This window comes from Agrobacterium sp. 22-214-1, from assembly GCF_053522465.1.
The window spans coordinates 25,413-49,087 of the sequence record NZ_JBNWCK010000006.1; the positions used below are offsets into that span (position 1 = coordinate 25,413).

Annotated in this window: 19 protein-coding genes; 3 read left to right on the forward strand and 16 right to left on the reverse strand. The window is 60.0% G+C overall.

Annotated elements, in window-relative coordinates:
• From ACQZ5G_RS19625 to mctR, 3 genes are all read left to right on the forward strand, one after another.
• Positions 1-1,284 carry a cystathionine gamma-synthase family protein gene (locus tag ACQZ5G_RS19625; protein ID WP_448738754.1) on the forward strand — a complete coding sequence of 428 codons (1,284 nt, stop codon included), beginning with the start codon at positions 1-3 and terminating at the stop codon, positions 1,282-1,284.
• 173 nt (positions 1,285-1,457) lie between these two features.
• A complete protein-coding gene (gene mctS / locus ACQZ5G_RS19630) occupies positions 1,458-2,855 on the forward strand; it encodes a two-component system sensor histidine kinase MctS (RefSeq protein ID WP_448738753.1) in 1,398 nt (465 codons plus the stop codon).
• Positions 2,852-3,484: a two-component system response regulator MctR gene (mctR, locus tag ACQZ5G_RS19635; protein WP_448738752.1), complete on the forward strand. Its 633-nt coding sequence runs from the start codon at positions 2,852-2,854 to the stop codon at positions 3,482-3,484. Before mctS ends, mctR begins: the two co-directional genes overlap by 4 nt.
• A 63-nt stretch (positions 3,485-3,547) precedes the next feature.
• Here the strand turns inward: mctR and ACQZ5G_RS19640 are convergent, their stop codons facing one another.
• From ACQZ5G_RS19640 to ACQZ5G_RS19715, 16 genes are all read right to left on the reverse strand, one after another.
• Positions 3,548-4,660, reverse strand: coding sequence for a TRAP transporter substrate-binding protein (locus ACQZ5G_RS19640; RefSeq protein ID WP_020809088.1), 1,113 nt, complete (start codon positions 4,658-4,660; stop codon positions 3,548-3,550).
• 68 nt (positions 4,661-4,728) lie between these two features.
• On the reverse strand, positions 4,729-6,237 hold the full coding sequence (locus ACQZ5G_RS19645) for a TRAP transporter large permease subunit (protein WP_181424064.1): 1,509 nt from the start codon (positions 6,235-6,237) through the stop codon (positions 4,729-4,731).
• Between the two features lie 15 nt (positions 6,238-6,252).
• Positions 6,253-6,801 (reverse strand): TRAP transporter small permease subunit, encoded by a 549-nt coding sequence (locus tag ACQZ5G_RS19650; RefSeq protein WP_174023024.1) that lies wholly within the window; start codon positions 6,799-6,801, stop codon positions 6,253-6,255.
• Between the two features lie 219 nt (positions 6,802-7,020).
• Positions 7,021-7,950, reverse strand: coding sequence for an MYG1 family protein (locus ACQZ5G_RS19655; protein ID WP_448738751.1), 930 nt, complete (start codon positions 7,948-7,950; stop codon positions 7,021-7,023).
• Between the two features lie 157 nt (positions 7,951-8,107).
• Positions 8,108-9,283 (reverse strand): acyl-CoA dehydrogenase family protein, encoded by a 1,176-nt coding sequence (locus tag ACQZ5G_RS19660; protein WP_448738750.1) that lies wholly within the window; start codon positions 9,281-9,283, stop codon positions 8,108-8,110.
• Between the two features lie 113 nt (positions 9,284-9,396).
• Positions 9,397-10,500 (reverse strand): LLM class flavin-dependent oxidoreductase, encoded by a 1,104-nt coding sequence (locus tag ACQZ5G_RS19665; RefSeq protein WP_003521836.1) that lies wholly within the window; start codon positions 10,498-10,500, stop codon positions 9,397-9,399.
• 108 nt (positions 10,501-10,608) lie between these two features.
• Positions 10,609-11,742 carry an LLM class flavin-dependent oxidoreductase gene (locus ACQZ5G_RS19670; protein WP_448738749.1) on the reverse strand — a complete coding sequence of 378 codons (1,134 nt, stop codon included), beginning with the start codon at positions 11,740-11,742 and terminating at the stop codon, positions 10,609-10,611.
• Positions 11,739-13,457 (reverse strand): dipeptide ABC transporter ATP-binding protein, encoded by a 1,719-nt coding sequence (locus tag ACQZ5G_RS19675; protein ID WP_448738748.1) that lies wholly within the window; start codon positions 13,455-13,457, stop codon positions 11,739-11,741. Before ACQZ5G_RS19675 ends, ACQZ5G_RS19670 begins: the two co-directional genes overlap by 4 nt.
• Positions 13,436-14,281: an ABC transporter permease gene (locus tag ACQZ5G_RS19680; protein WP_448738747.1), complete on the reverse strand. Its 846-nt coding sequence runs from the start codon at positions 14,279-14,281 to the stop codon at positions 13,436-13,438. The genes ACQZ5G_RS19675 and ACQZ5G_RS19680 overlap by 22 nt, the downstream gene beginning before the upstream one ends.
• The gene (locus ACQZ5G_RS19685; protein WP_448738746.1) at positions 14,278-15,288 is read right to left on the reverse strand and encodes an ABC transporter permease; all 1,011 of its coding nucleotides are present in this window, start codon (positions 15,286-15,288) and stop codon (positions 14,278-14,280) included. Before ACQZ5G_RS19685 ends, ACQZ5G_RS19680 begins: the two co-directional genes overlap by 4 nt.
• 38 nt (positions 15,289-15,326) lie before the next feature.
• Positions 15,327-16,982 carry an ABC transporter substrate-binding protein gene (locus tag ACQZ5G_RS19690; protein WP_448738745.1) on the reverse strand — a complete coding sequence of 552 codons (1,656 nt, stop codon included), beginning with the start codon at positions 16,980-16,982 and terminating at the stop codon, positions 15,327-15,329.
• A gap of 336 nt (positions 16,983-17,318) precedes the next feature.
• Positions 17,319-19,724, reverse strand: coding sequence for a molybdopterin guanine dinucleotide-containing S/N-oxide reductase (locus tag ACQZ5G_RS19695; RefSeq protein ID WP_448738744.1), 2,406 nt, complete (start codon positions 19,722-19,724; stop codon positions 17,319-17,321).
• A 38-nt stretch (positions 19,725-19,762) separates the two neighbouring features.
• Positions 19,763-21,139, reverse strand: a complete 1,377-nt coding sequence (locus ACQZ5G_RS19700; protein WP_448738743.1) for an FAD-binding oxidoreductase — start codon at positions 21,137-21,139, stop codon at positions 19,763-19,765.
• An 86-nt stretch (positions 21,140-21,225) separates the two neighbouring features.
• Complete coding sequence (locus ACQZ5G_RS19705) at positions 21,226-21,828, reverse strand: DsbA family protein (protein ID WP_448738742.1); 603 nt, start codon at positions 21,826-21,828, stop codon at positions 21,226-21,228.
• 12 nt (positions 21,829-21,840) lie between these two features.
• Entirely contained in the window at positions 21,841-22,410 is a 570-nt protein-coding gene (locus ACQZ5G_RS19710; protein WP_003521827.1) for a TetR/AcrR family transcriptional regulator, read from the reverse strand.
• 49 nt (positions 22,411-22,459) lie between these two features.
• Entirely contained in the window at positions 22,460-23,488 is a 1,029-nt protein-coding gene (locus tag ACQZ5G_RS19715; protein ID WP_448738741.1) for a ketopantoate reductase family protein, read from the reverse strand.
• Between the last annotated feature and the right edge of the window lie 187 nt (positions 23,489-23,675).

Sequence of the window (23,675 nt, forward strand, 5' to 3'; positions counted from 1 at the left end):
ATGACTGCGCCGCATCCGTCCAAAACCCATATCGGCAACCATGCTCTCCATCCTGAAACCCAGATGCTGAATTACGGTTATGATCCGGAATTGTCGGAGGGTGCCGTCAAGCCTCCCGTGTTCCTGACATCGACCTTCGTTTTCAAATCGGCGGAAGACGGGCGCGACTTCTTCGACTACGTCTCCGGCCGCAAGGAGCCGCCGGAGGGCAGGGGCGCGGGCCTCGTCTATTCGCGCTTCAACCATCCGAACAGCGAGATCGTCGAGGATCGTCTTGCGGTTTATGAGCGCACCGAGAGCTGTGCGCTGTTCTCCTCGGGCATGTCCGCCATTTCAACGACGCTTTTCGCCTTCGTGCGGCCCGGTGACACCGTGCTGCATTCCCAGCCGCTGTATGGCGGCACGGAGACGCTGCTGGCCAAGACCTTCCATAATTTCGGCGTCTCGGCGGTGGGTTTCGCCGATGGTGTCAGCGAGACCTCGGTGATGGCTGCCGCAGAAGAGGCGATGGCGAAAGGCAGGGTCTCCGTCATCCTCATCGAGACCCCCGCCAATCCGACAAACAGCATTGTCGACATTTCGATGATGAGCCGGGTCGCCGATGTGATCAGCGAAAGGCAGGGGCACAGGCCGATCATCGCCTGCGATAATACGCTTCTCGGTCCGGTGTTCCAGCGGCCCATCGAATACGGCGCGGACATCTCGCTCTATTCGCTGACGAAATATGTTGGCGGACATTCCGACCTCATTGCCGGGGCAGCGCTCGGCCGGAAGGATGTCATGAAACAGGTGAAGGCGTTGCGTGGAGCAATCGGCACGCAGCTCGATCCGCATTCGTGCTGGATGCTCGGACGTTCCCTTGAGACGCTGCAGATCCGGATGGAGCGGGCCGACAGCAACGCCAGGGTCGTAGCGGAATTCCTGAATGCGCATCCCAAGGTCGAGAAAATCCATTACCTGCCGTTCAGCGATCCGGCATCCGCGGTTGGCAGGGTATTCGCCGCTCAATGCTCCGGCGCGGGATCGACCTTTTCTTTCGACATCGTCGGCGGGCAGGCCGCATCTTTCAAATTTCTCAATGCGCTCAACATATTCAAACTCGCGGTAAGCCTCGGCGGCACGGAGTCTCTTGCATCTCACCCCGCAACGATGACGCATTCGGGAGTTCCTGCCGATGTCCGCCAGCGCATCGGTGTGCTGGATTCCACGATCCGGCTGTCAATCGGCATCGAACATCCCGACGATCTTGTCGCCGATCTGACCCTTGCATTGGATCAGGCCTGACAAAAACGGGAACGCCGCTTACCCCCACGCGCCACAGAAATGATTGAAAGCTCCCGTCGGGTTACAAGCCTGGACGGGCGCTCACCGCCATGTCGCGCTGCTCGCTTTCCAACGTCGCCAAATTGCGGCATTAAGTGTTGTGAAGAGTGCAAGATGAATGTGTCGGGGGGCGCATGAAACTCAGGAGCCAGATTCTCGCATTGGCCATCGGGCCTCTCGTTCTTGCGATTATCGTCATCACGGCGCTGATTACATGGCAGTCCATGACGCTGGCGCGCACGAGCATCGATGCGTTCGAACGAAACATGCTCGCTGCAAAGGAGGCTGAACTCCTCAACCTCACCAATCTTGCCCTTTCGGCGATCCGCTCGGTCTATGACAGGGCAGGACCTGATGACGAGGCCGCGAAGGAAGAGGTCAAGCGCATCCTGACCGGTCTCGACTATGGTACTGACGGCTATTTCTTTGTCTATGACTATGACGGGCTGAACGTGGTCCATCCGCGACAGAATTTCCGTCCGGGGAACAACTGGCTGGATCTCCATGATCCCGATGGCAACCGGGTGATCTACGATCTGATCGTCGAGGCGAAAAAGGGGGGAGGGCTGGTTCAGTACAAGTGGGAAAAGCCTTCCACCAAAAAAATGGCCGACAAGCTTTCCTTTGCGGCCGGCCTCGACAAATGGCGCTGGATGATCGGTACCGGCGTTTACCTCGACGACGTTTTTGCGACGACGACGGCGGCGAAGGAGGAATTGCGGCATTCAATCACCTGGAACTTCCTGATCGTCGCCCTGTTTGCGGTTCCCGCCGTATTGCTGGTCTTTGCCACCTGCATGCTGCTCAATCTGCGCCAGCAGCGGCTGGCGGATGGCCGGCTCAAGGAATTGATGCAAAGGATCATTGATACCCAGGAGGAGGAGCGTCTGCGCATTGCCCGGGAGCTGCATGACGGCATTTCCCAAAATCTCGTCGGCGTGCGTTTTGCGATCGATCTCGCGCGGCGCAAGGTCACGCCGGATAATGTCGGCGCTGTCGAGGCAATCGGCAAAGGCGCCATTGCGCTGAACGAAGCGATCAAGGAAGTCCGCCGCATCTCGCATGATCTTCGCCCGCGTGTTCTCGACGATCTGGGGCTGACGGCAGCTCTGGAATCCCTGATCTCGAGTTTTTCCGAACGCACGGGAATTGCGGCGACGCTTGAATCCGTGGCCTTCAAGCATATGCTTGTCCCGGAGGCACGGGTTGCGCTTTACCGTGTCGCACAGGAGGCGCTGACCAATATCGAGCGCCATGCCGGTGCGACGCAGGTCGCCATCCGGTTCTCCAGTCGCGATGAACGGGTCCAGATGGATGTCAGCGACAATGGCCGCGGCTTTCCGGCCGTTCGGACAGAAAACGGGATGCCGGCAAGCAAGGGGCTCGGTTTGAGAAACATGCAGGAACGCATGACGCATTTCGGGGGCAGGCTGGATGTCGAAAGCTCGGCAAGGGGAACCGTTCTGCGGGCGGTGCTGCCCATCACCGCCATGAAGGAACGCAATAGCGGCTTGCAGGAGGCCGCCGAGTGACCGTTCATCCGATCCGTGTGTTGTTGATCGACAACCATCCTCTGGTTCTGGATGGGTTGAGGGCCGTCCTCGAGACTTACGAGCATCTCGCAGTCGTTGGAACCGCGGTGTCCGCCATGGCCGGTATCGACGCGGCTGTCGCCACGCGGCCCGATGTGGTGCTGATGGATATCAACATGCCACAGATCAATGGCATCGATGCCCTGGAGCTGTTCAAGGAAAAGCAGCTTTCCGCCCGGGTGCTGATGCTGTCGATGCACGACAGCCGGGAATATATATCGACCTCGGTCATGTATGGTGCGGCGGGTTACATTCTGAAGGACGTGGCGACCGAAGAAATAGTCGCTGCAATCGAAACCGTGGCTGCCGGCGGCACCTATTTTTCCTCTGGCGTTCGCGATGTGCTGATGGAGGGGTTTTCGGGCAGGCTGAAGGCGCTGACGACACGCGAGCAGGAAGTTCTGCTGCTGATCGCGCGCGGAAAGAGCAATCGCGACGCTGCCCTGGCGCTCGATATTGCAGAGCGCACGATGGAAACCCATCGCAAGAACATCAAGAGGAAACTGGATATAGCGACGACCGCCGGTCTCATCCGCTATGCAATCGATAACGGGCTTATCAAAGAATAGCCGCTGGAGGCCCGAGGCCCCGGAATGTCGCCATCCGGGGGCCTCGGTAAAGTCTATGTCGGCTTATTTGCCGGCCGTCTGCATGGCATAGCCGTAGCTGTCATAGGTATATTCGGCGACGCGGAACCATTCGAAGCTCTCGTCGCGGAACTTCTTCCAGCCCGGATAGATCTTGGCCCATGCGGGATGCTTCTGGGTGTACTCGTCATAAAGCTCGAAGGTCGCCTTGTAGGCGGCGTCGAGCACATCGCGGGGCAGCGGGCGAAGCTGCGTGCCCTTGGAAACCAGCGAGCGGATCGCATCCTTGTTCTTGACGTCGTACAGCGCCTGCATGTTGATGTTGGCTGCCTTGCAGGCGGTGTCGAGCGCTGCCTTGTATTCATCAGGCAATGCTGCGTATTGGTCCTTGTTGACGAAGAAGTGGATCGTCAGTCCACCCTCCCAGAACGCGGGATAATAGTAATAAGGCGCGATCTGGTAGAAGCCGAGCTTTTCGTCGTCATAGGGACCGACCCATTCCGCGGCATCAATGGTGCCCCGTTCCAGCGCCGGATAGATGTCGCCGCCCGGAAGCTGCTGCGGCACCGCGCCAAGCTTGGCGAGCACCTGTCCGGCGACGCCGGCAATACGCATCTTGAGGCCCTTGATATCCTCGATGCTCTTGATCTCCTTGCGATACCAGCCGCCCATCTGGGCGCCCGTCGCTCCACCGGGAATGCCGATGACGCCGTAGTCGGAAAGGAATTCGTTGTAAGCCTCGTTGCCGCCGCCGTGGTAGAGCCACGCGTTCTGCTGGCGGGCGTTCAGGCCGAAGGGGATGGTCGAACCGATGGCGAATGTCGGATCTTTCCCGGTGAAATAATAGCCGCAGGTATGGGAAATCTCGACGGTATTGGCTTTTACGGCGTCGATGGCCTGGGCGCCGGGAACGATTTCACCGGCCTGAAAGACCTGGATTTCGAACTTTCCGCCTGTAATCGCCTTCAATGCATTGGCCATGACGACGGCGCCGCCATAGATCGTGTCCAGATTGTTCGGGAAGCCGGACGTGAGACGCCAGCGAACGGTTGGCAAAGACTGGGCTATGGCGGGTGTCGCAAGTGCCGAAGCAGCCGCAGCCGCCCCTGCAAGTACGCCGCCCGACAAGAGTTGTCTGCGACCTGGGTTGACCTTCATAGATTACCTCCTCCTATTGAACGTCAGCGATTTTTGTTGCGGCGGGCGCTTTTGTGCCCGGCCGATTGTCATGGGGTGGCCGGCTTTCCGAAGCTCGGTGCGCTGTTGCCGGGTGCCGAGAAAGGATTGGCGAAGGGATCGGCGTCCGTTCCCGCACTCGGCATGGGAACGTTGATATGGACGGACGAAGGATCCGCCACCTTGGCGCCTGACTTGTAGTGCATCACGATGCCGGGGAAGGCGATGATGATGACGACCATGGTCAGCTGGATGAACAGATAGGGAATGGCGCCTAGGTAGATCTGGGACGAGGTGACCGGCTGGATGGTCTGTCCCGTGATCCGGTCCTTATAGGCGCGCGTCGGTGCGACGGACCGCAGGAAGAACAGCGAGAAACCGAAGGGCGGGTGCATGAACGACGTCTGCATGTTGACCGCCAGCATCACGCCAAACCAGATCAGGTCGATGCCAAGCGCATCGGCGACCGGCGCCAGCAGCGGGATGATGATGAAGGCCAGCTCGAAATAATCGAGGAAGAAGGCCAGGAAAAAGACCAGCAGGTTGGCGACGATCAGGAAGCCGATCTCGCCGCCCGGGATCGATGTCATCAGATGCTCGACCCAGACGTGGCCGTTCACGCCATAGAAGGTCAGGGAAAAGACGCGCGCGCCGAGCAGGATGAGCAGCACGAAGGACGACAGCTTCGCCGTGGCGTGCAGCGACTGCTGGATCAGACCGAAATTGAGCTTGCGGTTGGCAAGCGCAAGGGCGAGCGCGCCGACAGCACCCATGGCCCCGCCTTCCGTGGGGGTGGCGATCCCGAGGAAGATCGTGCCGAGCACGAGGAATATCAAGACGAGCGGCGGCACCAGCGAGGTGATGACCTTGAGCAGCAGCTTGGTGCCGCGCAGGGTCCGCGCCTCCAGCGGCAGGGCCGGGACTTTCGTGGGGCTGATGATCGAGGTCACGATGATATAAAGCGCATAGGCCGCCACGAGCATGAGACCCGGAACGAGTGCGCCCTTGTACATGTCGCCCACCGAGCGGCCGAGCTGGTCGGCCAGCACGATCAACACGAGGCTGGGCGGGATGATCTGCGCCAGCGTGCCGGAAGCCGCGATCGTGCCGGCGGCGACCTTGCGGTCATAACCATAGCGCAACATGATGGGAAGCGAGATGAGGCCCATCGAGATAACCGAGGCGGCGACGACGCCGGTGGTGGCGGCCAGAATTGCCCCGACGAAGATCACGGCAAACGCAATGCCGCCGCGGACCGGTCCAAACAGCTGACCGATCGTGTCCAGCAAATCCTCCGCCATGCCGCTCTTTTCAAGAATGAGCCCCATGAAGGTGAAGAACGGTATCGCCAGCAGCGTTTCGTTCGACATCTGGCCGAATATGCGATCGGGAATGGCCTGGAACAGCGTCGCCGGCAGCAGGCCGAGTTCGATCCCGATGAAGCCGAAGAAAAAGCCGACAAAGGCTAGCGCGAAGGCCACGGGATAGCCGAGCAACAGCACGATGATGAGCGCCGCAAACATGATGGGCGCGAGATTTTCCGCAATGAATGCCATTATTGTTTTTTCCTTCGATCAGAGCATTGCCGCCGCGGCGTCAGCCTCTGCAACGGGATCGGGGATATCGCCGCGCAGGATCGCGACACGCTTGATGAGTTCCGAAACGCCCTGGATGGCGAGAAGGCTGAAGCCAATCGGTATCAGCGCCCAGACGGGCCATTGAATGAGGCCGCCCGTGTTGTTTGAAACCTCACCGGAAGCAAGTTTCTGCAGAAACACCGGCCAGGAGAGATAGACCGTGATGAGGCAGAAGGGCATGAGAAAGAAGATGGTCCCGAGAATATCGACCCACAGCTGCCCTTTACGCGGAAGATTTCCGTAGACAAGATCGACCTTCACATGCTCGTTGTTAAGAAGCGTGTAGGCGGCGGCGATCAGAAACACGGCGGAAAACAAATACCACTGCGATTCAAGCCAGGCGTTGGAACTCATCGAAAACGCCTTGCGCATGGCGGCATTGATGGCGCTGATGAAAATGGCCGCGAGAAGCAGCCAGGAAATGCCTTTGCCAATGGCTGCATTGGCGGCATCGATGGCGCGCGAAACGGCCAACAGAAACTTCATGATATCCTCCCCGAAAGCGGCCGCGTACTCCTCAATACGTGTGTGACCGCCATAATTCGGGCAGGATAACCACGGCGGGCTGACGCTCAAGGGCGCGCGCCGGCGAATTTCCTCAGACGTACCGAGAACTGGGTATGGGCAAGATCAAAACCCGCATCGGGGCTTAATTTCGCCTCCCGCTGCCGGCCCAAATGCGTGGTTGCACGGTCGGCTACCATGTCACTGTTTGGCTGTGGTCGCCTCTTTTACCGCCAGCTCCGCCATGGCGAGTGCCGCATCGCGGGTTCTGGCCGCCGCGACAAATCGGCCGTTGTGGCAGAAGCTCGCGCCTTCGACGCCGCAAACCGCTTCCAGATCTTTGTCCGTCAGGCCGGCCCAGGCCGCCGGCAGATCCGCCCGCAGTTCAAAGCCTTCATCCGCGCGGCGGATGCCGGTCAGGCACCAGTCGTTGTTGCGTGGATGAACGACGAAGAGCAGATGGTCGGCGCCCGCCTTCTTGATGGCGGGCCGAAACGGCATTCCCATCGGCAGTTCCAGAATATGTCCCTCGCCGGCATCCACGATAGCCCGGCTCACGAGCGCTTCAGCCCGCAATTTCGCGGCGCTGTTGGCAATCTTTGCCTCCACGAAGCTGCGGGCGATCGCCAGCGCCGCGTGGAAACTGCGATTGTCCGCTTCGGGATCTGTTTCGTCGAAAACAGGCTTCAGAGTTTCCAGCAGGACGGGCAGGGTCAGCCCGGCGAGTGCCCCGGCGGTGGAGGGGCTGAGCGCGCCATTGTCGACCAGATCGACCGGCAGCACGAAGCTGGCATCGAAAGAGGCGTGAACGGTTTCGATATGGTCTTCAGGAACGCCAAAGGCGGCGAGATAATCGCGGCCGAAATGCTTCCAGATCAGTCCGAACGAACTATAGGGCTGACCGTCCTCCCGCAACGGTGCACCGCGCTGGTGGTGATCGAAGGCGCCCTTCGCCGCGTCATAAACACCGCCGACGTCATAGACGATGCGGTCTGCGCCGGGCGCGATCCATTCGGGCGCCCTGCTGCGGATCAGGCGTGCCTGCGGGAAAAGCCGGGTGAGCACGACGCTCGACAGCAGTTCGTCGGCATGGAAGCCACCGGAATGGGTGACGAGGAAGTCCGGGATCATGTCAGGATGCGCCTTGTTGCTTGCGGAAGCTCCGCCTGGGAGTGGCACCTGATACCCTTTGCCGGACGTCATCTCAACCCGCCATTCGCAATGGAGGCTAAAAGCAAGGATATGCTGGACGTCGTGATCCGAAGGAAAGGCGGTTTGTCACCGCGTTTCAAGCCGTCTTCAGGATCGACAGATTGGGTGCCGACCGGTCATTCCCGCTCGTTTTCCAGCGGTCAAAGGCGGCGTGTCCGAGAATGGCGACGGAGGTGTCCTCCTGGGGAGCATGGACGAGAACCGACTGGATATCGCGGAAATGCCGCTCGAGGCCGAGATCGGCGTTGAGGCCGGGATTGCCGATGCCGCGAACGGCTATCTGGACGGCTTCGCGGATTTGCCGGCCGGCGAGAAGCCGGGCCCTTATCAGGTGTTCGGCATCGCCGATATGGTTTGCGAGCGCGCCAAAGATGATCTGCCGGGCGCCGGAGACCAAAAGGTCGATCTCGCCCGAAAGCGTAACGAAACGTTCTGTTCGCGCAATGGCATGGCCCAGATTGGCGGGCACGCGTTCATGCGCGAAGCGAATGAACGCTTCCTGAGCGGCCTCAGCCGCACCCAGATAGATTGCGGTCAGCGCAAGCGTCATCGCCGCGTGGCCGCGATTATCCTGCTGGGCAACGGAGGGATCAACGAGCTCAAGCACATTTTCTGCCGGGATTTCAACGTCGGTATATTCGACGTCGTGCGAACCGGTCGCCCGCATTCCAAGGCTCTTCCAGTTCTCTATGATCTTGATACCGGGCAGGCCATTGGGCACGACGAAGGTGCCGACGCGAGCCTGCGCCTCGTCGGTGTGCGCCCAGACGAGGAAGTGCGTGAGGCCGTGCGCGCCCGTCACGAAGCGCTTGCGGCCCGTGATCGACCAGCCATTCGCCGTCCGGTGCGCACGCGTGGCCGGCAATCCGCCACGGGCCGGCGAGCCCAGCTCGGGCTCCACACGGGCGGCGTTCAGCAGCAGTGGCTGGTGTTTGGCCCTGGAAAGAAGGTCCCTGTAAAGCCCGTCGGGCCAATGGTCCTTCGCCGCCTGTCCCAGATGAGTAAAGATCGTCATCGCGCTGATGAGCGCCACAGAGGGATCGCCGCGTCCAAGCGCCGCCAGAATATGGGCTGCGGTGCTCAAGGTGCCTCCCGGGCCGCCGTAACGCGTGGCCACGGTGCTCTCGAGAAGCCCAGCCTGATGAACGGCGCGAATACCGGTCCAGGGAAACTGACCGGTCTGATCCGCATCCGGTGCGGCTTCGGAAACGGCGTGCACGGCGGCGTCAAGTGCGGTGGGATCGTAGGACATGCGGTAACGGCTTTCTGAAGGTCAGCAGGCGGGATCATCCGTTGCTGGCGTGGATGATCCCTGTCCTGGAAGAAGAGGTGGATGGGTCCGACGGCGTGGCCGGACCGCCGTGATCAGGCGGCTGCCTTCTTCTTTGCCTCTTCGCGTTCGCGAATACCCTCGCGGACGAGGGGCAGGATGTATCGCCCGTAGTCGACGGCATCGTTATAATTGTCGTATCCACGGATCGAAATCAGATCGGCGCCGAGATCGATATAGTCGAGAATGGAGTCGGCGATGGTGCGCGGCGATCCGACCAGAGCGGTTGTTGCGCCGCTTGCATTGGTCGCGGTGACGGTCGGATACCACAGTGCGCGGTCATGGACATCGCCACGTTTGGCGATATCGAGCAGGCGCTGGGAGCCGATATTGGCGGGTGGTGTTGCGTTGACCGGCGCGCGGGAAAGACCCTTCTGGCGGTTCTCGTTCAGACGGTCGAGAACCCTGTGCGCCTTATCCCAGGCCAGTTCATCCGTTTCAGCCACGATTGGCCGGAAGGTAACCCAGATGCGCGGGCGATCGGTCCGGCCGGCTTTTGCGGCCTCGGCATAGATGCGGTCGATCTGCTGCTTGGTTTCAGCCAGCGGTTCACCCCAGAGGCCGAAAATGTCGCACAGCGAGCCGCCGATACGATAGGCGGCATCCGACGAACCGCCGAGCGAAATAGGGATCAGGCCGTTGGTGGGACGCACGGCGCTGCGAAACTGCTTGAACTGGTAATATTTGCCGTCGAAATCGAAGGGCTCGGTCGAACTCCAGGCAAGGCGGAGAATGCGGATATATTCTTCCTGGCGTTCATAACGCTCTTCCTTGTTGAGGAAATCTCCCTCTCGCGCCTGCTCCTCGTCGCTGCCGCCCGCGATGAAGTGGACGACGACGCGCCCGCCGCTCAGCTGGTCGAGCGTGGCGAGGGATTTGGCGGCAACCGTCGGATAAACGGTGTTGGGTCGGAGCGCGACGATGATCTTGATGTTCTTCGTATGCGCAAGCACCGTTGCGCCCAGTGTGAAGGGATCGAACGAGGAAGAGGAATAGGGGATGAGCGTGTAGTTGAAACCGTAATCGTCCAGCGCACGCGCATAACGTTCCAGGAAGAGCGGATCGACCGGAGCATCCGGGATGGGGTTCAGATCATTGGACGCGTTGGGAAAGCTGACGCTGATGAATTCCGCAGCCATGGGATCTCCTTGGTGTTTTTGGGTGTCGGGTAAAAGCTAAAGCCGGCATGGCATATGAGGAAGACAGGTCTTTCTATTTCTATGGAAAATGTAGAAAATATTGCCTGACTATGCTGGCGGTCTAGAACCCTGGATTGCCGCCTGTTCCGGCCGTTGGTTATCGGAAGCGGGTTTCCACCCAAGAGAGGGGGCGACCGTCGTCGCAAGATCGGTAAGCAATCTTATGTTTTCGGACAGTCCGAAAGCGGGAGGCAGAAACAGGACGAGTTCATCTGCAGCTGCCAGTCCGGGGTCGCTCAACACCGCCTCGATGACAGCATCCGGTGTGCCTTGAAAGACCGGAGAAATCATCGCGCCAACCGGCTGGCCGGCAGGAGCCAGCGCACCCTTCGGGCGTGAGGCGGCAATTCCCGCCGTGCGGCGCTCAAGATCGTAGGCCGCGTATTTCTCTCTCAGCTCCGGAGTGGTGCCGACTAGGATGGAAGCTGCAACGGCGACCGGCGGCGGCGTCGTTTTCCAGATGCGCAGCCAGTGGGTGCGATAGGCGTCGATGATCCGCGCCTGATACTGACCGAAAGTCTCGCCCTCGGCCTGATCGTGAAGGACGGTTCCTGAAATCAGGCCGATCCCGAGTTCGGCAGCCTGTATCGCTGAATCGAGGCTGGCGGAGCCTTGGCGGATACGGCTGCGCAGGGTGGGGCTATGTGGCGTTACCCGTAACTCGGCTCCCGGAGGCGCGCCCGTGTCCCGCTCCGTAACGATGTGCAGAACATCGCCGGCAATGGCGGCGAGGAAGCGCGACTGGCGCCGTTTTGCCTCTGTCCGGGCATCGGTGTCGACGGTTCCGAAAACGGCATCGAAGGCGCCGTTGGCCCCGGTTGAAATGGCAAGTTCGAGCCGGCCGTCGATCAAAAGATCGGTCGTTCCCGCCGCCTCGGCCAAAAGGATCGGGTCCTGATAACGCATCGGGATGACGGCGGAGCCAAGTGTGATGTGCCGCGTATGCTGGCCGACTGCCGCAAAGAAAGGTAACGGGGAAGAAAGATAATGGTCGAAGTGACGCTGATAGGCCCAGCCTGACTGATAACCCAGCCTTTCCGCCTGCCTGAACAATTCTATGCCCTGCCGTAACCCCTGTGCCGGACCGTCATCGTCGTTGAACGACACCCGCGTATTGAAGCCAAGCCGCTGTTTCGGTCGAAACAACCCGGGAAGGTCACGGGAAGCTGCTGCAATATTCATGCGAGTTGCTCCTTGCGCAGAGCGTGCCGGACCGCAGGAGCGCGAACCGTGCCGGCAATGCCCGACGGGATGGAGTTCAGCAGCGACGCGGTATATTCGTGTCTCGGATTGCTGAAAATCTCGGTGACGGCTCCATGCTCAACGATGCGTCCCCGCTGCATCACCGAAACGCTGTGCGCAAGTTGCCGGACCAGCGCAAGGTCATGCGAAACGAAAACATAGGTCAGGCCGAGCTTCGCCTGCAGCGACAGGAGAACCTGGACGATATCCGCCTGCACGCTGACATCGAGAGCGGATGTGGGTTCGTCCAGCACGATCACATCCGGTTTGAGGACCAGCGCACGGGCGATTGCCACACGCTGCCGCTGCCCGCCGGAGAGGGCCGACGGTTTGCGCTCCAGGAGGTGCTCGCTCAAACCGACATTCGCGAGAGCTTCCCGTACCCGCTCGGAGCGCTCTTTCGGCGTCCCGATCTCGAACCGGTCGAGTGGTTCACGCACAAGCTGCCCCACCTTCCATGTCGGGTCGAGTGACGTAAACGGGTTCTGGTAAACCAGCTGAAGATGCCGCCAGACGGAACGGAGCGAAGCGCGGTTTTTGTTCGTGACGGTCTCGTCGGCAACCGTAATCGTGCCGCTTTCCGGCTCTTCGAGCCCCAGCAGCAGGCGGATCGTCGTCGTCTTGCCGGAACCGGATTCGCCGACGAGAGCATGGGTCGTACCTGCCGGAACCGAAAACGAAATATCGTCCACCGCAGTCAGGGTTTTGCCATCGACAGTGAAGCGTTTGGTGACGCCGCTGACGGCGATCTTTGGCGATTTGTCGCCATCAAGGAGGCTGAACCCCGGATCGCGGAATTTGGCATAGCGCTCCGGGTTGAGCGCGGGGACGTCGCCATGGAGTTTTTTGGCATAGGGTGAGGAAGGGGAGGAAAAAACCGCGGACGTCCTGCCTTTCTCCTGCACGACGCCGTTCTTCAGCACGACGAGATTATCCGCCCTTTCGGCCGCTATTGCGAGATCGTGGGTAATGAGAAGGAGGCTGATGTTCAGCTCATCCCGAAGACGGGAGAGGAGATCGAGGATGCGCTTCTGGATCGTTACGTCGAGTGCCGAGGTCGGTTCGTCCGCCACCAGCAGTGCAGGGCGCGGCAATATTGCCAGAGCGATCAGCACGCGCTGCAGCATCCCTCCGGACAACTGGTGCGGATAGGAATCGTAAACCCGTTGCGGATTGTCGAGACCCACCTTGGCGAAGGTTTCGAGAATAAGTGTCCTGCGGATCGCTGGATTGGTCTCTTCCGTCAGCGCTGCCGCTTCCAGCGCCTGGGAGCCGATTGTTCTCACAGGATTGAGAGAGTTGCCGGGATCCTGCGGCACGAAGCCGATTTCACGGCCGCGAAACGGCCTGAAGCGGCGTTCTGGCAATGCGAGAATGTTCTGCCTGTCGAAAACAACCTGGCCCGTGGCGTTTGCACCGGTGGGGAGAAGCCTCAGCACGGCTTTCGCGATGGTCGATTTTCCAGAACCGGATTCTCCGATGAGGGCGAGGCTTTCGCCACGTCCGATTTCGAAGCCGACATTATGGACGACCTCCTGCCGTCCGTAGGACACGGCAAGATTTTCGACCTTGAGAAGGGGTACCGCGTGTTGTGGAGACGCAGCCACGAACTCGGGAAGGATTGGCGCTGTTTTCAGTGCGATTTGCGAAGCCATCGGCTGATCCTGTTAACAGAGAGGACGGTCACGATCGTAACGAACGCGGGCGCATAAACGAGCCAGGGCCATTTGAGGTAGTCCTTGCCGATTGAAATCAGCAGGCCCCAGTCGGAGGAAGGCGGAGGGTCGCCGTAGCCGAGGAAGGCGAGGCTGGCGATCACCAGAATGGACTCGCCGAATTGCAGCACGGCAAGCGGCAGCATTGAGCGGGACGCATTTGGAAGGACGTGTCTGAGAACGATGTAGCCGCGCGAACCACCCGAGAGAAAAGATGCTTCCACAAAGGTCGCCTGACGTGTCTTGATGACCTCGGAGCGCGCCACGCGGGCGAAGAAGGCAATGGCTGATATGCCTGTCGCAATCGCCGCATTGATCGTTTCGAAGCCGATGGCCGTGACGATGATGACCGCGAGCAGGAACTTCGGGATGGAGAGCAGCACGTCGACAAAACGCGCAAAGACGATATCCACCCAGCCGCCGAAAAATCCGGCGAGCAAACCGATCACACCACCGATGAAGACACCGATGACGACAGCGACCAAAGCGCTCGATACAGATGAGGCTGTGCCATAAACGACCCGTGTATAGAGATCGCGTCCGAGATGATCGGTGCCGAACCAGTGCGCAAAACTGGGCGCAAGAAGCTTGTCGGCCGGGACACCGTTGATCGGGCTCTGGCTGGTGAACAGTTGCGGCGCAATCGACCAGGCTACGACGATTGCGATGACGAGGAGGGAAAGGGCGACCGTTGGAGTAAGGTTGAGAGCTCTCAGCTTCTCGAACGGATTGCTGCCGGAAACCGGGTTGGAGATAAGGCTCATGGTTCGGCCCCCGTTTCAAGGCCAAGCGACGTGTCGTCGATGGTCGCCAGGCGGCGTTTTCGGCCAACGATAATTTTCACCCGTGGATCGAGCAGCGGATAGAGAAGATCGGCGATGAGGTTGACGACGACGAACACCACGGCTCCAAGCGAGACGATGGCCTGCAGGACCGGCAAGTCCTGCGTGCTGACGGAGCGCTGTACGAGACTGCCGATGCCGGTGCGGCCGAACACGGTTTCCGTGATCAGCGAGTTGCCCAGAAGTTCGCCCACGGTAAGGGCGATAACGGTTACCACCGGTAGCGACGCGGGCTTGAGCAGATGTGTCGTGAAAAGCCTTTTTGGCCCGATGCCGCGGCTGCGGGCGACCGCTGCGTAATCCTGCTCCGCTTCATGATCGAGATTGGCGATCAGGACTTCCGCGATCTGTGCGGAAAACGGTATGCCGATGGTGATCGCCGCAAACAGCGTCGCCCAGAAGCTGTCGGGCTCGATGACCCGGAACAGCCTGAGCTGAAAACCGAAGAGATGGATCAGAAACAGGCCGATGACGAAATTGGGTGTCGACAGGAACAGCGAGGGGAAGGCCCGCAGCAATCCTTGCCCATATCGTTTCGGTACGACCTGCGTGCCATAGGCAACGGCAAAAGCGAGGATCAAGGCGACCGTCAGCCCGGCGGAGGCCAGAACCAGCGTCGATGGCAGCACCTCGGCAATCAGGGTCGCGACGGGTCGATTGGAGCGCATGGAAATGCCGAGGTCGCCCGTTAGGAATGCCGACAGGGAGTGCCAGAGCTGCACGATAATCGGCCTGTCCAGCCCCTGTGCAGCAATGATCTCGGCGATCTCCTGTTCGGTGAAACCGTTCTGCGGGTTGCGCAGAACGCTGGTGATCGGGTCGCCGGGCAGGACGCTGACGACCACGAAGGTGAAGACATAGGCCAGAAGGATGACGACGATCGCCTGGCCGAGCCGCTTTGCGGCGTAGGTTAGGTAGGCATTGCTCATGCCGTCACCTCCTTGACGTTACTCGGTGGGTGCTGGCCTCATTCGGCAATGAACGCTGTGTAATAGCTGGCGTAAGCGACGCCGTTGTAGACTTCGCCCTTCAGCTTCGGCGACTGCACGTAAATGCGCTGAACGATTTGCGTGCGCGGTATGAAGTAGCCCTGTTCGAGCAGATATTTCTGCAGGCTGTCCAGAAGCGGCTTTCGGTCTTCGACGGAACCTGCGCCGGCGATTTTGTCGCGCAGATCGTTGAGCGTCGCATCGCGCTCATCGAGCGCAAACCAGTTCTCGCCATTGTTGGCGTTGGTCAGGATGCTGGCGACGGTGCCGGCGTCGATGAAGCTGCGCGTGACTTCATATGCGGGAACTGCGGCGCCACCGAATTTGACCTTCTCGCCGTAGGTCACGACATCATAAGCCCTGATGTTGACCTTCCATCCGAGCCTGCCGAGCTGCTGGGCAATCAGCTCATCGACGGATTTCGAAGTTGCCAGATAAGGATTGGAATGGATCGTCAATTCCAGCGGCTTGCCGTCTTTCACCCGCACGCCGTCCGCGCCCTTGACCCATCCGGCTTCGTCCAGAAGCTTCTCCGACTTGTCCGGGTTATAGGCGAGGAGATCGCTGTGATCCGTAGCGCCGGGGACGTTGCTCTGGATGAACGACGTCGCAAGCTTCCAGTCCTGCGTATAGACGGTGTCGATGATTTCCTGACGGTTGATGCCTGCCTGGAGCGCCTGGCGCACCTTCACGTCATCATAGGGTTGAAGCTTGGTGTTGACCGCCCAGCCGTTGACGAAGCCGAGGTAACGCGGGGTCGCGACGGTGAAGCCTTCTTCCTTCAGCGATTTCAGTTCCTGGGGCGAGGCATTGTAGGCGACGTCCGCCTGACCGGACTGAACGGAAGCGACGCGAAGGGATGGCTCCGAAACCAGCTTGTAGGTGATGGTATCGAGATAGGCGGGTCCGGTATGGCCGACGGCGGCTGGGCCCCAATTATAATCCTTGCGCTTGACGAGGGTTACATGGTCGCCCTCTTTCCAGGACTCCACCACGTAAGGTCCGCTGCCGGCGGTCCTGCTGAGGTCTGCCTGCTGGCTGGCAGGCTGCGCGATGCTCTTGGGAGAGATCAGGATGGAGCCGTGATAGCCAAGGGTTGGAATGAAACCGAGCGTGGGCTTCTTGAAGAATACCTTGACCGTCGTGGCATCGACCGCCTCGGCGTGATCGTAGGTCTTGGGGAAGAGGCCGATCGGGTTGATCCCCTCGTTCTTGCGGCCGGCATACCAGATGTCGAGATTGGCGACGACAGCCTTCGCATCCAGCGGTTCGCCATCCGAGAAAGTCACGCCGCTCTTCAAATGAAGGGTGAATTCCGTTGCGGTGTCGTTCTGCTCCCAGCGTTCGGCGATCCATGGGCTGACCTTGCCTTCCGCATCGACGTAAAGCAGCTTATCCGTCACATGCCCCCAGATGTGGCCCTGGAAACTGGAGATGGCGCTGTTGTTTGGGATCCAGGTGTCGCCCAGTGAATCGATCAGAAAGGTGATGTCACCGCCATCGCGCGGCGTATCCGCCGCCACTGCGCTCAGAGGTGCCGCTGTCGATAAAAACAGCGAGGCGGAGACTGCCAGAGAGGCCGTGAAAAGCAGCCGGCGACGCGACAGGGAGAATGAGAAAGAACGTCTTGTCATGGTATGATCCTGAAAAGTTCAAAGTTTTTTCGTTGCAATTTCGGCATCTCCTGCGGACGCACATGCGGCCGCCATCATTGGCACCAGGCATGTCAAACCCTTGCCGCGCCGGCCTTTCAGCCGAGCGGGAGAATGCTTGAATTCATGGGGCAGTCGGGTTGGGCGTCGCGAGGGTTAGCGAGCGGCTCGTGGGAGTTCGCTTGGCTGAGGAGCGCGCCCGCTTCTACATATTCCAGTCATGACGCGGTCCCTCGTTGCGTGTTTATCTTGCCCATAAACTAGCAGCCGGGCGCGAGGGAGAAAGACTGGTTATTCTTTTTCTATCGATTTAGTGAATTATTTTATCGCCATTTTGCCGACTGTTTGGATTGGCGTTTCAGACGCCCTTGAATTGCCGTCGCGCTCCGGTGGTCGATGATGGTCTGGCGACGAAGACGCTTTGTTACGCGGCGCAAATGTCATGGCTTCGAAAACCCTGACGGGTGGCAAGTTGCCAGTGAAAAGCTCAATCTCCACCTTGGCGATCTGGCCGGTCGAACCCTGCGACAGTTTCGAAGTGCCGATGTCGCGGGTCAGAATATTGGGATTTCCATGGATGCAGATGGAATTGTCCACCGCGGGATCCTGTGGCTCGAACCAAGCGCCGGTGGCAAGCTGCATCACACCCGGCATGACGTCTTCACTGATGACGGCGCCAGCGAGACAGCTGCCGCGCGCATTAAAAAGCCTGACGACGTCGCCGTCAGATATTCCACGGGCCGAAGCGTCGGTCGGATGGATGCGGACAGGTTCCCGATCCCTGATCTTGGTCGAACGGCTGAAATCGCCATAGTCCAGCTGGCTGTGCAGACGTTGATACGGCTGATTGCAGACGAGATGCAGGGGATGGAGGCGGGCGTCATCGGGCGTCTCCATTCTTGGCGGATACCAGCGAGGATGACCTTTGCAGTCATCATATCCGAAGTCCTCGACAGTCTCTGAAAAAATCTCGATCTTTCCTGACGGCGTCGCCAGCGGCTTCGTTCCGGGGTCGCGAAGGAAAGCGCGCGCCGGGCCACCGTCGTCTGGCTTGACTGGAAGGAGTAGTTCTCCCCGCTTCCAGAAGGTCTCAAAGTCCGGTGCGTCGTGGCCGCCCGCCGCAAGCGCCTGACGGGTCGTCTCGTACAGGAAGGCGAGCCATTCTCCGCTGCTGCGGTTTTCGGTAAAGGCATCGAACCTGCCAAGTTCCCGCGCAATCCCGGCGAATATCTCATAATCGTCGCGTGCTTCGCCAACGGGGTCGATCAGCCGCTTCATCGCGATCATCAGGGGATCGCGATCGGCAGCGCCGATGTCGTCACGCTCAAGCGTGGTCGTGGCGGGCAGCACGATATCGGCATGTCGCGCGGTGGAGGTCCAGGCGGATTCGTGGACGATGATCGTTTCGGGACGCCGGAAAGCGGCCCGCAGCCGGTTGATATCCTGGTGATGGTGAAATGGATTGCCGCCCGCCCAATAGACAAGCCGGATATCGGGATAACGAAGCGTGTGCCCGTTGTAATGGAACTCGGCACCGGGATTGAGCAGCATATCGGCGATGCGTGCACAGGGAATATAGTCCGGCACGGGGTTCTTGAATTGCTGGAGCGTTGGCAAAGGAACGGCGAGCAGGTTCTTGCCGATGTTACCCAACGCGCCGAGGGAGTATGAAAATCCGCCGCCGTCCAGGCCGATCTGGCCAAGCATGGCGGCAAGGACAATGCCCATCCACACCGGCTGTTCGCCATAATCGGCCCGTTGAAGAGAGTGGCTGACCGTGATCAGCGTTCTCGAACCGGCCATCCTGCGCGCCAGCTTGCGGATCGTCTCCGGGTCGATGTTGCAGATCGCGGCTGCCCATTCCGGGCTTTTGTGCTGGCCATCCTCCCTGCCAAGAAGATAGTTCTCGAACCGGTCATATCCAACCGAGTAACGCTCCAGAAATGTCCGGTCGTGCAGCCCTTCGGTGGCTAGGACGTGCGCAAGCCCGAGCATCATCGCCACGTCCGTACCGGGAATAATGGGAAGCCACTCGGCACCCGCATCAGCGGGAAAATCGTCCGCCAGGGGGCTGACGAATGTGAAATGCGCACCGCGAGCGCTCGCGCCGGCCAGTTTCTGCCGAACGGTGTGCGTGCTGATCCCTCCGCCGTGGACATCGGCATTCTTGATCGCCATCCCACCGAAGGAAAGCACCAGCTCGCTGCTGCGTTCGATCGCATCCCAGGTCACGCTTTTGCGGTCGAAGCTGTCATACGGTCCAAGCACATGGGGAATTATGACCATGGCGGCGCCGGAACTATACGTGTTGACGGACCGGACATATCCGCCAAGGACATTCAAGAAGCGGTGAATCTGGCTTTGTGCGTGATGAAACCGGCCGGCGCTCGACCAGCCATAGGAGCCGCCGAATACCGCGCTCGGGCCATGATCGTCATAGACCCGTCTCAGCTCATCCGCGACCAGCTTCGTTGCTTCGGCCCAGCTGACCTCGACGAAATCGTCAGCGCCGCGTCGCTGCGCGTGGCCGGTCTCGCGTTCAAGCCAGCCCCGCCGAACGGCAGGCCGTTTGATACGAACGGGGCTGTCGGCAATCGCCGGAAGATTGCCCAGCAGCGGTGATGGATGCGGGTCACCGGGATGGGGCTCTATCTCCAGTCGCCCATTTGCAAGCCGCCCGGAGAATGCCCCCCAGTGGGAACTGTGAGTTTTGAAGGAATTCATCGCATGGCCTCACGATCATCGACTGCAAAGTGGCAATTCTAGTTCGGCAGGATTTTCCCCGGATTCATGATACCGGCAGGATCGACCGCATGTTTGATGAGCGCCATCAGATCGACCGCGTCGCCATGTTCCTCGCGCAGATAAGCGATCTTCCCTGTGCCGACGCCATGTTCTCCGGTCGAGGTGCCGCCGACAGACAGCGCATATCGCACCATCTTCTTGTTGATGGCCGCCACTTCGCTGAGCTCTTCCGCATTGTCGGGATCGACCGCGAAGACGACATGATAATTGCCGTCGCCGACATGGCCGAGGATAGCCGCCGGTACGCTGCAATCCTGCAGAAGTTCGCGGGTCTTCAATATGCAGTTGCTGAGCTGCGAGACCGGAACACAGACATCCGATGACCAGCCTTTGGCGTTTGGCCTCTGTGACACGACGGCATAAAACGCATTATGCCTCGCTTTCCAGAGACGGTTGCGCTCTTCAGGCGCATTGGCCCACTCGAAATCCTTGCCGCCATGTTCCTCCACGATGGCGGATACCATGTCGACCTGCTCCTGAACGCCGGCGGGCGAGCCATGAAACTCGAAAGCCAACGTATCCTCGATCTTCAGGTCCAGCCCGGAATAGGTGTTGACGGCCCTGATCAGGCCACGGTCCATAAGCTCAATGCGGGCGACCGGGATGCCAAGCTGCACGACCTGAATGGCAGCCGCCACCGCCTGTTCGACGCTCTCGAAAGAGCAGAGTGCGGCCGAGATGGTTTCCGGAATTCCGTAGAGACGCAGCGTTACTTCGGTGATGATCCCCAGCGTTCCTTCCGAGCCCACGAACAGCCGCGTCAGGTCATATCCGGCGGAAGATTTTCTGGCGCGGCCGCCGGTTCTGATAATCTGACCGGTCGGCAGCACCACGGTCAGCCCGAGCACGTTTTCCCGCATCGTTCCGTAGCGGACGGCATTGGTGCCCGAAGCGCGGGTTGCGGCCATGCCGCCAATCGAGGCGTTCGCGCCGGGATCGATGGGAAAGAACAATCCCATGTCGCGCAGATATGTGTTCAACTGCTCCCGGGTTACGCCAGCCTCAACCGTGCAATCCAGATCGTCAATGCTGATACGGGCTATCTTCGACATGCGTGAAAGGTCGATGGAGACCCCGCCATTGACAGCCGTCAAATGTCCCTCAAGCGAAGTGCCGGCGCCGAAAGCGATGACGGGCACCCCCTCCGCCGCACATAGCCGCACGATCTCGGATACCTCCGACGTGGTTTCGGCGAAAGCGACCGCATCGGGAAACGCGGCTGCATGATGCGCTTCGCCGCGCCCATGCTGCTCGCGTAGTGCCAGCGACGTTGAAAGACGCTCCCCGAGGAGGTTCCGCAACGATTGGATGAGAGGAGGTGGGAGGTCAGGCATAAGAAAATTCCATGGGAATCTGCATCGAAGGCGAAGCGCCCCGCCCGGCAAAACGCCGGGACTGTCTCCGCCTTCTGGCGGCGATATCAGGCGGCGAGCTTTTCGCCCCCGAGATGACGCTCGAGGAACGGAAGGCTGTCCTGCCCCCAGTAGAGTTCATCCTGATAGCGATAGGTCGGCACCCCGAACACACCGGCTGTCCTGGCCGCTTCGAAGCTGGCCTTTTGCAATGCCGCAACCGCATCGCTTTGGCCATGCTCATCGAGGGCTGCAGCATTAAAGCCTGCGGCTGTCGCAATCGCCCGGCGGACGTCCGCCTTGCCGATGTCTTCACCGCGAACCCAGAAGGCTTCCTGAAGCGCAACTGCCAGCTTCAGCCAGTCCTCGCCCGTTTCGATGGCCGCGGCAACCATCAGGCCGGCCGGTGAGGGATCCGAGAGCGCGGCGCGATTGTCGAAATTCAGCACTTTTCCGCGCAATGCCGCCCAGCGCTTCAGATCCCTGATCCAGTAGGCGCGTCTGGCCTCCGGCCGGTTTCGCGAATAAATGCCGCCGTTTTCCTCGATCAGCGGAATGACATGGGGGCGGATCGTGGCGCCCTGTTCTTTCGCCAGCGCAGCAAACGGTTCAAGACCGATGAAGGCCCAGGGAGAGCCGATGCTGAAAAAATAATCGATCGTCTTTGTCATTGTCTGCTGCTTTCAGTTGGGTTGATCGGTGGAGGCGGCCGTGTCGAAGACGGAGAGCGCACAGTCACGCGCAATCAGCACCGCTTTGGGATCGCGCCCGACGGCAACGGTCGCTAAGGCCCCTTCGTAGAGAAGCGAAAGATGGGCGGCGGCAATCTCCACGGTGCTGCCGGCTCTTGCCAGAACAGCGGCAAACACGTCTCTGACCTTCGCCTTATGGGCGCGCGCAACGACCACGACGCGCTCGGATTCGCCATGTTCCGCAACCGCAAGAGCAAAGGCGCAGCCGCGAAAATCCGGGCTGTCGGCCTTTTCGTGGAGCTGCTCGAAGATCAACCGGATCTGCTCCTTCGGAGCCATGTCTGCATCCAGCACTTTATGGAGCGAATGGATTACCCGCTCGTGACGCGCCTCCAGATAGGCTGCAACGAGATGATCCTTCGACGGGAAATGCCGATAGAGCGTCGCCTTCGCAACATTCGCTTCTTCGATGATACGATCTATGCCGACGGCCCGGATGCCCTCGCGATAGAAGAGTGTGCCAGCGGCGGTGAGGATATGGTCTGATATGGCTTCTCGCATTATCGTTTCACACTGTCGTTTGATAAATCGCACTGCTACAGGCCGCCGGTCATGAAGAAGCGGCGGGATTGGCATGCGCCGTCCGGTCCGGGGCGGCGATGAGAGACGTGATCGCATCGAGTGGCAGCGGCTTTGAAAACCCGCCCTGATGCGCCAGTTTTCCGGCAAGCGTTTGAACGGCTTCGTTATAGGGCGTCGGAACATTGTGAAGCCGGCCCAGCAGAACGATTTCTCCGTTGAGGAAATCCACTTCGCTCGAGGCTCCGCGCCTGAAACTCTGCCATGTCGATTGCTGGCCCGGATGGATTCCGCTGTTCGGCGCAACCCGCCAGTTCGAAATGTCGACGGTTCGCTCGGAGGGCGAGGCTAGCGTGTAGCCCGCCGCGTCCAGCACATGGCGGGCCTCATCCACCAGAGCCGCGCTGATCCTGTCGTTCAGATCGGCCGGACCGTCGAAAAGTTCGAGGACGTTGCGAACGTTGTGAAGGAGCTTTGCTCCTTTCCAGCGGCGGATGTCGTCGCTTGCCTCGGCAAGATATCCAGCCCTGTTCAGGTCCGCCGTGACCTGTGCGGTCACGTCATCCTGTCCGAGCGGAAAGCGCCCGACTGTCACGATGCCCAATTGCGGCTCGCCGCCCACCACCACCTTGCCGGTTTCGGTGAACCGCGCCGGTGTCAGAATGCTTGCACCATAGACCCGGGCAAATGTTCTCAGGGCATTCGCTTCTGTCGCCAGTCCGTTTTGAAAAGTCACGATAGGCAGGTTTGCCGCTGCCGGTGTCGTCGTGTTCGAGACGCTTTGCCAGGACCAGAAGGCGAGCGCGCTTACGGCATCCTGAGCTTTCACCGTGAGCAGGAGGATATCGTCCGGCGTCAATTCCGGAAGATCCGTCAGGTCGAAAACCTTCAGATCGATCTGCCGCGTCTCCGCCGGGCGCTGGAAGGTGAGGCCATGCTGCCTGATATGGCTGATCTGGGCGCCCCGTCCGAAAAGCGCATAGTCAATGCCGGAAAGTGCGAACTGCGCTGCAAGGCTCGCGCCCACCGCGCCGGCGCCAATGATAACGTAACGTGGCATCTGTCGTTTCTCGTCCTGTCTTTTACACTCCGGATTTTCCGGAGGATTTCGGTTATTGATTGGTTCGGCGGTCTGTGCGGGCGGCGATTGAGGACGGTGGCGGGATGCGGTTCAGAAGCAGTCTGGAACGGATCGTAAGGCCTTCGAGCGGTATAAAGGAAGACCGGTCATTCTATATCTACTAATT

Bases quoted from the DNA above. Each gene is read 5' to 3' on its own strand.
- ACQZ5G_RS19625 (WP_448738754.1), top strand. From the start codon at position 1: ATGACTGCGCCGCATCCGTCCAAAACCCATATCGGCAACCATGCTCTC.
- mctS (WP_448738753.1), top strand. From the start codon at position 1,458: ATGAAACTCAGGAGCCAGATTCTCGCATTGGCCATCGGGCCTCTCGTT.
- ACQZ5G_RS19640 (WP_020809088.1), bottom strand. From the start codon at position 4,660: ATGAAGGTCAACCCAGGTCGCAGACAACTCTTGTCGGGCGGCGTACTT.
- ACQZ5G_RS19650 (WP_174023024.1), bottom strand. From the start codon at position 6,801: ATGAAGTTTCTGTTGGCCGTTTCGCGCGCCATCGATGCCGCCAATGCA.
- ACQZ5G_RS19655 (WP_448738751.1), bottom strand. From the start codon at position 7,950: ATGATCCCGGACTTCCTCGTCACCCATTCCGGTGGCTTCCATGCCGAC.
- ACQZ5G_RS19660 (WP_448738750.1), bottom strand. From the start codon at position 9,283: ATGTCCTACGATCCCACCGCACTTGACGCCGCCGTGCACGCCGTTTCC.
- ACQZ5G_RS19665 (WP_003521836.1), bottom strand. From the start codon at position 10,500: ATGGCTGCGGAATTCATCAGCGTCAGCTTTCCCAACGCGTCCAATGAT.
- ACQZ5G_RS19670 (WP_448738749.1), bottom strand. From the start codon at position 11,742: ATGAATATTGCAGCAGCTTCCCGTGACCTTCCCGGGTTGTTTCGACCG.
- ACQZ5G_RS19675 (WP_448738748.1), bottom strand. From the start codon at position 13,457: ATGGCTTCGCAAATCGCACTGAAAACAGCGCCAATCCTTCCCGAGTTC.
- ACQZ5G_RS19680 (WP_448738747.1), bottom strand. From the start codon at position 14,281: ATGAGCCTTATCTCCAACCCGGTTTCCGGCAGCAATCCGTTCGAGAAG.
- ACQZ5G_RS19685 (WP_448738746.1), bottom strand. From the start codon at position 15,288: ATGAGCAATGCCTACCTAACCTACGCCGCAAAGCGGCTCGGCCAGGCG.
- ACQZ5G_RS19690 (WP_448738745.1), bottom strand. From the start codon at position 16,982: ATGACAAGACGTTCTTTCTCATTCTCCCTGTCGCGTCGCCGGCTGCTT.
- ACQZ5G_RS19695 (WP_448738744.1), bottom strand. From the start codon at position 19,724: ATGAATTCCTTCAAAACTCACAGTTCCCACTGGGGGGCATTCTCCGGG.
- ACQZ5G_RS19700 (WP_448738743.1), bottom strand. From the start codon at position 21,139: ATGCCTGACCTCCCACCTCCTCTCATCCAATCGTTGCGGAACCTCCTC.
- ACQZ5G_RS19705 (WP_448738742.1), bottom strand. From the start codon at position 21,828: ATGACAAAGACGATCGATTATTTTTTCAGCATCGGCTCTCCCTGGGCC.
- ACQZ5G_RS19710 (WP_003521827.1), bottom strand. From the start codon at position 22,410: ATGCGAGAAGCCATATCAGACCATATCCTCACCGCCGCTGGCACACTC.
- ACQZ5G_RS19715 (WP_448738741.1), bottom strand. From the start codon at position 23,488: ATGCCACGTTACGTTATCATTGGCGCCGGCGCGGTGGGCGCGAGCCTT.